We start from the raw sequence: 11,503 nt of genomic DNA, 5'->3' as shown, positions 1-11,503 counted from the left end.
ATGTAGCGTATCTTCAGGCGGCTTTCAGCGTTTTCATCGCCTGCGCGCACATGGCGGTTATGCCTACCCAATTGCCGGCGCGGATATCGGAGGCCGGGCACAGCCAGGAGCCGCCGACGGCCAGCACATTGGGCTCGGCGAGCCAGGTCGCCGCATTGGCCTCGCCAATACCGCCGGTCGGACAGACCCTCACATGCGGGAACGGACCAGCCAGAGCCCGCAGTGCCTTGATACCGCCGGCCTGCTCGGCGGGGAAGAATTTGACGACGTCGAAGCCTTGCGTCAGCGCCTGCATCAGCTCGGACGCGGTCGCGATCCCCGGTGCGAAGGGCAGCCGGCTGGCGGCAGCCGCCTTCAGCAGCTCGGGCGTCGCGCCGGGGCTGATGCCGAATTTGGCGCCGAGCGCCTCGGCGCGCGCCAGATCGTCGCCATTGAGGATCGTGCCGATCCCGACGATCGCGTCAGGCACCTCGGCGATGATGGCCCTGGCCGCGTCAACCGCGACCGGCGTGCGCAGCGTCACCTCGAGTGTCCGCACGCCGCCGGCGACCAGCGCCTTGGCGAGCGGCACCGCATCCGCGAGCCGCTCGATGGTCAGCACCGGGATCACGGTGGCCTGGCGGATCAGTTCGGCGATCCGGTCCTGCTTTGAAGTCGTTGTCATTGCGAGGCCTTGCGGGATGGTGGGGGACGAGGCGCCTTCTTCGGCGGCATGGCGTAGCGGGGAATGATCGCACCGGGATAGCACACCACGACGCCGGCCAGCCGATGGCCGGCGCGCGCTGCCTCCTCGGGCTCGGCGCCGCCGAGCCGCGCGGCGAGGTAGGCCGCGGCAAAACTGTCGCCGGCCGCAGTGGTATCGACCACCGGCTTTGGCAGCGGCTCCGCCCTCACCTCGCGCGTGCCGCCGGCAGAGCGCACGATGCAGGCAGGTTCGGCGAGCTTCAGCACGACCTCCGGGCTGGAGATGCCCGCCAGTAGCGCCGTGTTGCTCTCGCCGGGATAAAGCGGCGCCAGATCTTCCGTCGAGGCGAGCACGATATCGGCGGTCTCGAACGCGCTGCTGAAGACTTTTCGCGCGACGTTCAGATCCGGCCAGCCACGGGCGCGGAAGTTGGTGTCGAACGCAAAGCGCGTCCCCAGCAGCCGCGCACGCTTGAGCGCCGCCATCAACCGCTCCCGGCCGTCGTCGCGCAGGATCGAGAGCGTGATCGCCGAGAGATAGACGACGTCATAGGTCGCGAGCGAGTTCAGCAGGTCGTCCGTTTCGGGAAGGTCCATCAGCTCGCGTGCGGCGGCGCTGTCGCGCCAGTGGAAGAAGCGCCGCTCGCCCTTGTCGTCGGTCTGGATCAGATAGAGCCCCGGCAGCTTGCCCGCCAATCGCGCGACATGCTTGGTGCCGATGCCTTCGCTCGCCCAGCCGGCGATCATCTCATCGCTCAGCGCGTCATCGCCGAGCGCCGTAATGTAATCGATGTGGACGCCGAGCCGCGACAGATAGACGGCGGTGTTGAGCGTGTCACCGCCGTAGAAGCGCGAATACAGACCGCCGATCTGGCCGCCCGGGGCCTGACGCAGCTCGATCATGCATTCGCCGATGCTGGCAACCCTGGTCATCTCGAGAGCCGCGCTCGCCCGGACGTCGCTCAGGCGGCAAACTTGCCGCCGAGCTCGTCCTCGATGTGGATACGGATGATGTCGTCGAACGTCTCCTCGGCGGTGGTGAAGCCGAGCTTCAGCGCGCGGTCGGTGACGAAATCGCGCGGCCAGCCGGAGACGATGCCGATGATGGTCGGATCGGGCACCCGCTTGATGCGCGCGGTGACGTTCTTGCCGGCGACACGCTCGAGCGACGCGATCTGCTCGCCGACCGTCACGGACATCCCGGGCATGCTGAGATTGCGCCGCGGCCCGATCGCATTGAGGTCCATGGTGCCGGCATGGACCAGGAAGCCGACCGCAGACTTCGGCGAGGCGTGCCAGTGCCGGACGTCCTCGGAGACCGGCAGGACCGCCTCCTCGCCCGCAAGCGGCTCGCGGATGATGTTGGAGAAGAAGCCGGACGCCGCCTTGTTCGGCTTGCCTGGACGCACGCAAATTGTCGGCAGACGGATCGAGATCCCGTCGAGCAAGCCCTTGCGGGTGTAGTCGTTGATCAAGAGTTCGCAGATCGACTTCTGCGTGCCGTAGCTCGTCAGCGGCGTGTGGAAGAACTCGTCGCCGATCTTCTCGGGGAACGGTGCGCCGAACACCGCGATCGAGGACGTGAACACCAGCCGCGGCTTGTAGCCACCACCGACCGCGCGGATCGCGTCGATCAGATAGCGGGTGCCGTCGAGATTGATCCGGTAGCCCTTGTCGAACTCGGCCTCCGCCTCGCCGGAGACGATCGCGGCGAGGTGGAAAATCACGTCGGGCCGCTCGGCGATCAGCGGCGCCGCAGCGCCGGCGTCGGCGAAATCGGAGGCGACGACATTGACCGGGATCGCGGCATTCGCGGGCTTGGCCGGCGCGACCACGTCCTGCAGGGTCATCCTGGTGATGTCCTGCTTGCCGAGGCGTCCCTCGCGCAGCAGACGCTCGGTCAGCTTGCGGCCGACCATGCCGGCGGCGCCCAGAATCAGAATGTGCACGACCCTGCTCTCCTTTTCTTGTCTTGTCTTCTTGGCTTGTTCTTCGAATTCAGATGCGGGCCTTGCGCGCTCATTCCTTCACGGCGCCCGTCATCGCCGAGACATAATGCTCAACGAAGAAGGCGTAAAGAATAACCAGCGGCAGCGAGCCGCATAGCGCCCCTGCCATCAGGGAACCCCAGCGATAGATGTCGCCGTCAACGAATTCGTTGACGATGGCGACCGGTACCGTCTTGTTCGGGGTCGATTGCAGGAACGTCAGCGCGTAGATGAACTCGTTCCAGCACAGCGTAAAGCAGAAGATGAAGGCCGAGATCAGGCCGGGGATCGCGAGCGGCAGCACGATCTTGATCAGGATCTGCCAGCGGCTGGCGCCGTCGATCAGCGCGCATTCCTCGAGCTCGAACGGGATGGTCTTGAAATAGCCCATCAACAGCCAGGTCGAGAACGGGATCAGGATCGTCGGATAGGTGAGGATCAGCGCCATCGGCGAGTCGAACAGGCCGTACTGGAACACGACGGTCGCGAGTGGAATGAACAGGATCGACGGCGGCACCAGATAGGCCAGGAAGATCAGGCCGCCGACGAGGTTGGCGCCCTTGTAGCGCAGCCGCACGATCGCATAGGCCGCGAGCACGCTCGCGACGATCGACAGCACGGTGGCGCCGATCGCCACATACATCGTGTTCCAGAGCCAGTGCGGATAGTAGCTCTCGAACAGCAGCTTGTGGACGTGCTTGAAGGTCGGATTCCAGGTCCAGAACGGATTGTACTTGTCCAGGTCAAGCAGCTGGTCGTCCGGCTTGATGGCGGTCAGCCCCATCCAGTAGAACGGGAACAGCAGGATGATGACGATGATCGAGAGCGGGATGTAGAGCGTCACGATCCGCCGCGGCACCGACTGCAGGTAGCTCATGCCCTCGCTGTTGTCGACGCGGGCCGACGTCGACAGGATGGACTTGAGATCGACCTTTTGGGCGGGAAGATCAGTCATGACGCCCTCTCTTGTCCCGCGCGCGGTGCATCGCGCAGCGGTGCACCGCAGATGCGGGACCCATTGTCTTGGTGGAGTGGACCCGTGGGTCCCGGTTCAGCAGCGCGTCATTGCATGCCGCGCTGCGCCCGGGACGCGAGAGCGCGCGCGGGGCCTGCCCCGTCAGCGCAAAACAAAACCAGCGAGCGGAGAGATCAATCATTGCTTTCTCCCTGCTGCCACTTCCTGCGCTGCAAGCCGAACCATGACACCATGATCGCGGCAAGCAGGAACGGGATCATCGCGCTGGAGATCGCAGCGCCCTCGCCCAATTGCCCCGCGATGATCGCGCGCTGGTAGGACAGCGTCGCCATCAGATGGGTGGCGTTGACCGGGCCACCGCGGGTCATCGCCCAGATCAGCTGGAAATCGGTGAAGGTGAACAGCACCGAGAACGTCATCACGACCGCGATGATCGGCGTCAGCAAGGGATAGGTGATGAAGCGGAACATCTGCCAGCGCGACGCGCCGTCGAGCGTCGCGGCCTCGTAGAGCGAGGGCTGCACGGTCTGCAGGCCGGCCAGCAGCGTGATCGCGACGAACGGCACGCCGCGCCAGATATTGGCGAAGATCACGCAGATGCGGGCCCAGGTGGTGTCGCCGAGGAAATTGATGTTCTGGGTGATCACGCCGAGATGCTTCAGCGACCAGGAGATGATCGAGAACTGGGAATCGAATATCCACCAGAACGCCAGCGCCGACAGCACCGTCGGCACGATGAAGGGAATCAAGACGGCAGCGCGCAGCAGCGCCTTGAACGGCATCCGCTCATTGAGCAGCAGCGCCAGATAGAGCCCGACCGCGAACTTAATGGCGCTCGCGACGAAGGTGTAGAGCAGCGTGTTGAACACCGACAGCCAGAAGATGGAATCGTCCCACAGCCACTCATAGTTCTCGGTGCCGATGAAATGACCGACTCGGCCGATCCGCGTGTCGGTAAACGACAGCCAGATTCCGAGCCCCAGCGGATAGGCCAGGAAGAAGATCAGAAAGGCCAGCGCCGGCAACATGAACCAGAAGCCGAGCCAGTTCTTGTTGTGGCGGAGCTGATCCCACGTGGTCGCTTCGCGGATTTCCGTCTTCGCACGTCGCGGCGCGAGGGCAATGTCAGCCATAGGCGATGTCCCGATTGCTCAAAGCATTGAGCATGGCTACGCAAACTTCCAATGATGGCATTCCAGCGATGGCGCGAGCGGCGGCTGTCCGCCGCCCGCGGGCATCACATCAGCGATAGATGCGCTTCAACTGCCGCTCGGCTTCCGCCATCGCGGTCTTGCCGTCCTTGGCGCCGGTGCAGTAGTTCGCGAACATGTCGACCACGATGAAGTCGGCGATCGCGGTCGCCGCCTTCTCGCCGGGCGTGCCGATGCCGGAGGCCGGCAGAGCGCGCTTGGAGGCCTGGCCGAACACGGCATTCTTCGGATCGGCGGTCCACACCGGAGCTGTGTCGTAGGCATTGAGCGTCTGGGTGAGATAGCCCCGCGCGCCCGACAGCCACTTCTCGAAATTCTCCTTCTCCAGCATGAAGGCGACAAAGGCCTTCGCCGCGTTCGGATATTTGCAGAAGTTGAAGGCGAGGATCGGAACCGCAAGCTGCAGCTCGGTCGGCTTGCCGAGCGGGCCGACCGGCCACAGCGCGTGGTCGATGTCCTCGGCGAGCTCCTTCTTGCTCGGATCGTCCTTGGCCGCGACGTAGATCGAGATGCCGTTCGAGGTTAGGTACAGCTCGCCGGACAGGAACGCCTTGTTGTTGGAGGAGTCGTTCCAGGATGCGACACCCGGAATGAAGGTGTCCGACAACGCCTTGGCATATTCCAGCGCCTTCATCGTCTCCGGCGAGTTGATGATGACCTTGTCGTCCTTGTCGACGGTCCAGCCGTTGTGGCCCCAGAGGATGTTGTGTACCCACGCGTTGGCGTCGCCGGTGGCGTGGCCAAGCGCAAAGCCGGCCGGCGTGTTGTTTGCCTTCAGCGCCTTGCACAGTTCGAGATAGGCCGGGAAGTCCGACGGCACCTGCTTAAAGCCCGCCTTCTCCACCGCCGATTTGCGATAGGTCAGGTAACCGCCGATGGTTGCGACGGGAATGCCGAGCCAGTCATCGCCTTGCTTGCAGGTTTTCGCGGCAGCGTCGGTCCAGCCGCCGTATTTCTTGCCGAGATAGTCGGCAACGTCGTTCATCTTCAGCACTTTGGTCGGGAACAGCTGCGGCAGGGTGTGCAGGCCCCAGGCGAGGTCGAGACCGGAGCCGGTGTTGGCGGCAACCGACGCCTTCGGCTGCACGTCCTCGAAGGACTCGCTGAACACGTTCATCTCGGTGCCGGTCGCCGTCTTGAACGCCGCGACCATGGCGTTGAACGCATCATCTTCCGCGGGCACGAAGCGCTTCCAGCGCATCACGGTGAGCTTGGCGCCGGGCTCCGCCTTCCAGGGCGCGCTCTGCGCCCAGGCCTTGGCGAAGTCAAACAGCGCCGGCCCGGTGAGCATGCCGGTTGCAGCCAGCGCGGTGCCGCCCTGAAGTAGCGAGCGGCGAGTCAAATCGTGCATCGTTCTTCCTCCCAAATGATTTGTGTTTTTCTTGTTTTTGATCTGGCCTGTTGGTCGGCCATTCAGATCAATCGGTCCGTCAGCTATTCAGTCGTTTCCCCGTCGAATCGTCGAACAGATGAACCAGCGCCGGATCCGGCTTGAGCCGAACCTTGTCGCCGGGATTGAACTGATGGCGCTCGCGGAACACGGCGACGACCTGCTCGCCGCCGAGCTTGGCGAACACCTGGGTCTCCGAGCCGGTCGGCTCGACCACCACGATCTCGGCCTCGGCGCCGTCATCGGCGATGGTGAAATGCTCGGGCCGCACGCCGTAGACCGCGGGCTGGCCGTCGGAATTGGCCGGCGCCGATTTCAGCGGCAGCTTGACGCCGTTCGGCCCCTCGAAATAGGCCGCGCCGTTCACCTTGACCTTGCCCTTGAGGAAATTCATCGCGGGCGAGCCGATGAAGCCGGCCACGAACTGGTTCTCCGGCTTGTCGTAGAGCTCGAGCGGCGAGCCCATCTGCTCGACGATGCCGTCATGCATCACCACGATCTTGTCGGCCATGGTCATGGCCTCGATCTGGTCGTGGGTGACGTAGACGGTCGTGGTCTTCAGCCGCTGATGCAGCTCCTTGATCTCGGTGCGCATCGCGACGCGCAGCTTGGCGTCGAGGTTCGACAGCGGTTCGTCGAACAGGAACACCTGGGGATCGCGCACGATGGCGCGGCCCATTGCGACGCGCTGGCGCTGGCCGCCGGAGAGTTGGCGGGGATAGCGCTCGAGCAGCGGCGTCAGGGCGAGGATCTCGGCTGCGCGCCTGACGCCGCTCGAGATTTCCTCGGGCTTGGCGCCGCGCAGCTTCAGCGAGAAGCCCATGTTGTCGGCGACCGTCATGTGCGGATAGAGCGCGTAGTTCTGGAACACCATCGCAATGTCGCGCTCTTTGGGCTGGACATTGTTGACGACGCGGTCGCCGATCGAGATCGTGCCCGAGGTGATGTTCTCAAGCCCCGCCAGCATGCGCAGCAGGGTCGACTTGCCGCAGCCGGAAGGGCCGACCAGAACGACGAACTCGCCGTCCTCGATCGGGATCGACACGCCGTGCAGGACTTCGAAATTGCCGAACGATTTCCGCACGTCGCGAATCTGGACCGACGACATCCACTTCCCTCCCTCAAGTTCCCGACGACGTACGGCGAGTGCCGCCACCGCTCTGTTTTGTTCCGGCCGCGCTGGGTGCGCGGCTCTGTTGGACTGAACTTATTGTCCGCAGTTTATCCGGTTTTGGCAATCGTTCGATTAGCAATCGCTTGGTAGCGCTGTCAATATCAGTTTGTCTGCGACGAACGTCGTGATATGAGCGGCAAATGGCCCGAAAGCGCATCATGCCAGGCAAGATCCGGCTCGCGGAAGTCGCGAAACTCGCCGGTGTCAGCCCGATTACGGCCTCACGCTTCTTCAGGAATCCGGAAGCCCTCTCGCTCGGCAAGCGCGCCCGGGTTGAGAGTGCGGCAAAAGAACTCGGTTATGTGCCCAATCTCGCGGCACGCGCGCTCGCATCGCAGCGCACCGAGGTGATCGGTGTCCTGATCCCGTCGCTGACCAACAATGTGTTCTCCGACGTGCTGCGCGGCATCTATGAGGCACTCGACGGCAGCCGCTACAGCATCCAGCTCGCCAACACCCGCTATAGCATTCTGCAGGAAGAGCGCCTGTTGCGTCTTTTTCTGGCACAGAAGCCGGCCGGTCTCATCATCACCGGCATCAACCAGACCCCCGATTCCCGCAGCATCATGGAAACGGTCGACTGCCCGATCGTGCAAATCATGGAGGTCGGCCCCTCTCCGATCGATATGATGATCGGATTCTCGCATTTTGACGCGGCAAAAGCTGCGATCGCCCATCTTCTCGCGCAGGGCTACCGGCGGATCGGCTTCCTCGGCGCGCGGATGGATCCACGGGTGCAGCGCCGGCTCGACGGCTATCGCGCCGCGATGACCGAGGCTGGGCTGTTCGATCCACAGCTGATCGTCACCACGGCGATTCCAACCTCGGTGACGTTGGGCGGCACGTTATTTGCCGACCTGCTCGCCAAGGCGCCCGATATCGACGCGGTGTTCTGCGTCAATGACGACCTTGCGCTGGGGGCGCTGTTCGAATGCAAGCGCCGTCACGTGGCGGTGCCGGAGCAGATGGCCATCGTCGGCTTCAACGACCTCGAATTCATGGCGTCGAGCGAGCCGACGCTGAGCAGCGTGCGCACCAATCGCTACGAAATGGGCAGAAGCGCTGCCATGATGGTGATCGAGACGCTGGAAGGACGCCGCCCCGCCGAGCCGGTCGTCGATCTCGGCTTCAGTGTCATGGAACGACAAAGCTCGGCGCGACGCACCTGACATCCACCCGCCAACAGACCGTCACAAGGGAAGCAAAAATGACAAAATGGTAGCGCAACCAAGAGCCTTCAACTAAGGTCCAATCCATCCAGTGAAACACCTGTGCGTGATCGTCGAGGTTTGTAATGCGCCACGATTTGCGCAAGGTAGAACAACGTTGAACCAGAGCCCTTGAATGGGCCCATCAAGTGTTTGCATTGCGGGAGAAACCAATGACAAAACCCCCCACCAACGGGCATAGCGCCGCAGGCGAGACCAAGCAGGGTAAGGGCCGCCGGCTCCGCTCCCAGGAATGGTTCGACAATCCGCACAATCCGGGCATGACCGCGCTCTATCTCGAGCGCTACCTCAATTACGGCCTGACCCGCGAGGAATTGCAGTCAGGCAAGCCGATCATCGGCATCGCCCAGACCGGCAACGACCTGTCGCCCTGCAACCGGCATCATCTCGAGCTTGCGCACCGCGTCCGCGAGGGCATCCGCGCCGCCGGCGGCATCGCGATGGAGTTTCCGACCCATCCGATCCAGGAGACCGGCAAGCGCCCGACCGCGGCGCTCGACCGCAACCTCGCCTATCTCGGCCTGGTCGAGATCCTGTTCGGCTATCCGCTCGATGGCGTGGTGCTGACCACCGGCTGCGACAAAACCACGCCGGCCTGCATGATGGCGGCGGCGACCGTCAACCTGCCGGCGATCGTGCTGTCGGGTGGACCGATGCTGAACGGCTGGCACGAGGGCCAGCGCACCGGCTCCGGCACCGTGGTTTGGAAGGCCCGCGAGCGGCTCGCCGCGGGCGAGATCGACTATGAGCAGTTCATCGAGATCGTCGCCTCCTCGGCGCCCTCGGTCGGCCACTGCAACACCATGGGCACCGCCTCCACGATGAACTCCCTGGCCGAAGCGCTCGGCTTCTCGCTGCCGGGCTGCGCGGCGATCCCGGCGCCCTATCGCGAGCGCGGCCAGATCGCCTACGAGACCGGAAAACGCATCGTCGACATGGTCTGGGAGGATCTGAAGCCGTCGGACTTCCTGACCCGCGAGGCGTTCGAGAACTGCATCGTGGTCAACTCCGCGATCGGCGGCTCGACCAATGCGCCGATCCACATCAATGCGCTGGCGCGCCATGTCGGCGTCGAGCTGTCGATCGACGACTGGCAGAAATACGGCCATGACGTGCCGCTCCTGGTGAACATGCAGCCGGCCGGATTCTATCTCGGCGAGGAATATCACCGCGCCGGCGGCGTGCCCTCGGTGGTGCGCGAGCTGATCAAGCACAAGCGCATCCATGAAGGGGCGCTGACCGTCAACGGCCGCACCATGGGCGAGAATTGCAAGGAAGCACCGAAGCCGGATGGCGACGTGATCTGGGGCTACGACAAGCCGCTGGTGAAGGACGCCGGCTTCCTCGTGCTGCGCGGCAATCTGTTCGATTCCGCGATCATGAAGACCAGCGTGATCTCGAAGGAGTTCCGAGACCGCTATCTGTCCAACCCGAAGGACCTCAACGCCTTCGAGGGCCGCGCCATCGTGTTCGAGGGGCCGGAGGACTATCACGCCCGGATCGAGGACCCCGCGCTCGAGATCGACGAGCACTGCGTGCTGTTCGTCCGCGGCACCGGCCCGATCGGCTATCCCGGCGGCGCCGAGGTGGTGAACATGCAGCCGCCGGCGGCGCTGATCAAACGCGGCATCCTGTCCCTGCCCTGCATCGGCGACGGAAGGCAGTCCGGCACCTCGGGCTCGCCGTCGATCCTCAACGCCTCGCCGGAGGCCGCCGCCGATGGCGGGCTCGCGATCCTGAGGACCGGCGACAAGGTGCGCATCGACCTCAACAAGGGCAGCGCCAACATCCTGATCTCGGAGGATGAGTTGCGCACCCGCCGCGCCGAGCTGAAGGCCAAGGGCGGCTTCCCGCACCCGGCCAACCAGACGCCGTGGCAGGAGCTCTACCGCCAGACCGTCGGCCAGCACGCGACCGGCGCCTGCCTCGAGCTCGCGACCCGCTACCACGACATCGCCGGCAAGGTCGGCGTGGCGCGGGATAATCACTGACCCCAAAACCGTCATTGCCGGGCTTGACCCGGCAATCCATCGCTCTTCGCAAGATGGATGCGCGGGTCAAGCCCGCGCATGACAGCAAAAAGATACGAGAGCTGAAGGAAGAAACGCATGTCAGATCGACTGAAGGGAAAGCGCGCAATTGTCACCGCCGCCGCGGCAGGCATCGGACGTGCATGCGCCATCGCATTCGCGCGTGAAGGCGCCACCGTGATCGCGACCGACATCAATGAGAGCGGCATCGCCACGCTGGGCAAGGAAGGCGTCGCCGAGACCGCGCGGCTCGACGTCCGCAGCAGCGCTGAGGTCAACAGCTTCGCCAAGCGCGTCGGCAAGATCGACATCCTGCTCAATGCGGCAGGCTTCGTGCATCACGGCACCATTCTGGAGTGCTCGGACGAGGATTTCGACTTCTCGTTCGACCTCAACGTCAAATCCATGCACCGGACCATCAAGGCGTTTCTGCCTGGGATGCTGGCGGGCGGAGGCGGCAGCATCGTCAATATCTCGTCTTGCGCGGCGCTGCGGCCGCCGGCCAATCGCTATGTCTACAGCGCGTCGAAGGCGGCAGTTTCGCTGCTGACGCGCGCGGTTGCGCTCGACTTCATCACCCAGGGCATTCGCTGCAACGCGATCTGCCCGGGCACGGTGGAGACGCCCTCGATGCTCGATCGCGCGGCCGCCGCCGGCCCGGATGGACGCGAGAAATTCGTCGCCCGCCAGAAGATGGGCCGGCTCGGCACCGCAGAGGAAATCGCGGCCATGGCGGTCTATCTTGCGAGCGACGAAGCGGCATTCACCACCGGCGTCGACATGGTCGTCGACGGCGGCTTCATGCTCTGACTCCACGCGAT

Annotated in this window: 10 protein-coding genes; 3 read left to right on the top strand and 7 right to left on the bottom strand. The window is 64.2% G+C overall.

All coding sequences use genetic code 11. The features are described 5' to 3' along the window. Positions 1–13 precede the first annotated feature (13 nt). The 7 genes from eda to G6P99_RS20025 all read right to left on the bottom strand — a co-directional run bounded on the left by eda (position 14) and on the right by G6P99_RS20025 (position 7,357). Entirely contained in the window at positions 14–664 is a 651-nt protein-coding gene (gene eda, locus G6P99_RS20055; protein ID WP_029078639.1) for a bifunctional 4-hydroxy-2-oxoglutarate aldolase/2-dehydro-3-deoxy-phosphogluconate aldolase, read from the bottom strand. Continuing rightward, on the bottom strand, positions 661–1,617 hold the full coding sequence (locus G6P99_RS20050; RefSeq protein WP_165123220.1) for a sugar kinase: 957 nt from the start codon (positions 1,615–1,617) through the stop codon (positions 661–663). The genes eda and G6P99_RS20050 overlap by 4 nt, the downstream gene beginning before the upstream one ends. A gap of 29 nt (positions 1,618–1,646) precedes the next feature. Beyond that, positions 1,647–2,633, bottom strand: a complete 987-nt coding sequence (gene denD / locus G6P99_RS20045) for a D-erythronate dehydrogenase (protein WP_029078637.1) — start codon at positions 2,631–2,633, stop codon at positions 1,647–1,649. Positions 2,634–2,703: 70 nt separating this feature from the next. Continuing rightward, entirely contained in the window at positions 2,704–3,627 is a 924-nt protein-coding gene (locus G6P99_RS20040) for a carbohydrate ABC transporter permease (protein WP_029078636.1), read from the bottom strand. Positions 3,628–3,821: 194 nt separating this feature from the next. Beyond that, a complete protein-coding gene (locus tag G6P99_RS20035; RefSeq protein ID WP_029078635.1) occupies positions 3,822–4,781 on the bottom strand; it encodes a carbohydrate ABC transporter permease in 960 nt (319 codons plus the stop codon). A 109-nt stretch (positions 4,782–4,890) separates the two neighbouring features. Continuing rightward, complete coding sequence (locus tag G6P99_RS20030) at positions 4,891–6,210, bottom strand: ABC transporter substrate-binding protein (protein WP_029078634.1); 1,320 nt, start codon at positions 6,208–6,210, stop codon at positions 4,891–4,893. Positions 6,211–6,289: 79 nt separating this feature from the next. Continuing rightward, positions 6,290–7,357 carry an ABC transporter ATP-binding protein gene (locus G6P99_RS20025; protein ID WP_029078633.1) on the bottom strand — a complete coding sequence of 356 codons (1,068 nt, stop codon included), beginning with the start codon at positions 7,355–7,357 and terminating at the stop codon, positions 6,290–6,292. Between the two features lie 206 nt (positions 7,358–7,563). Here G6P99_RS20025 and G6P99_RS20020 point away from each other — a divergent pair, with 206 nt between their 5' ends. The 3 genes from G6P99_RS20020 to G6P99_RS20010 all read left to right on the top strand — a co-directional run bounded on the left by G6P99_RS20020 (position 7,564) and on the right by G6P99_RS20010 (position 11,492). Beyond that, on the top strand, positions 7,564–8,592 hold the full coding sequence (locus G6P99_RS20020) for a LacI family DNA-binding transcriptional regulator (RefSeq protein WP_029078632.1): 1,029 nt from the start codon (positions 7,564–7,566) through the stop codon (positions 8,590–8,592). A gap of 212 nt (positions 8,593–8,804) precedes the next feature. Further along, complete coding sequence (locus G6P99_RS20015; protein ID WP_029078631.1) at positions 8,805–10,643, top strand: IlvD/Edd family dehydratase; 1,839 nt, start codon at positions 8,805–8,807, stop codon at positions 10,641–10,643. A gap of 117 nt (positions 10,644–10,760) precedes the next feature. Continuing rightward, positions 10,761–11,492, top strand: coding sequence for an SDR family oxidoreductase (locus G6P99_RS20010; RefSeq protein ID WP_029078630.1), 732 nt, complete (start codon positions 10,761–10,763; stop codon positions 11,490–11,492). The last annotated feature ends 11 nt before the right edge of the window (positions 11,493–11,503 follow it).

Origin of the sequence: Bradyrhizobium sp. 6(2017) (genome assembly GCF_011058295.2) — a bacterium.
GTDB classification, from domain to species: Bacteria; Pseudomonadota; Alphaproteobacteria; order Rhizobiales; family Xanthobacteraceae; genus Bradyrhizobium; species Bradyrhizobium septentrionale.
Note: the sequence above shows the minus strand (reverse complement) of the source record. Positions and strands in the feature narration are given on the sequence as shown.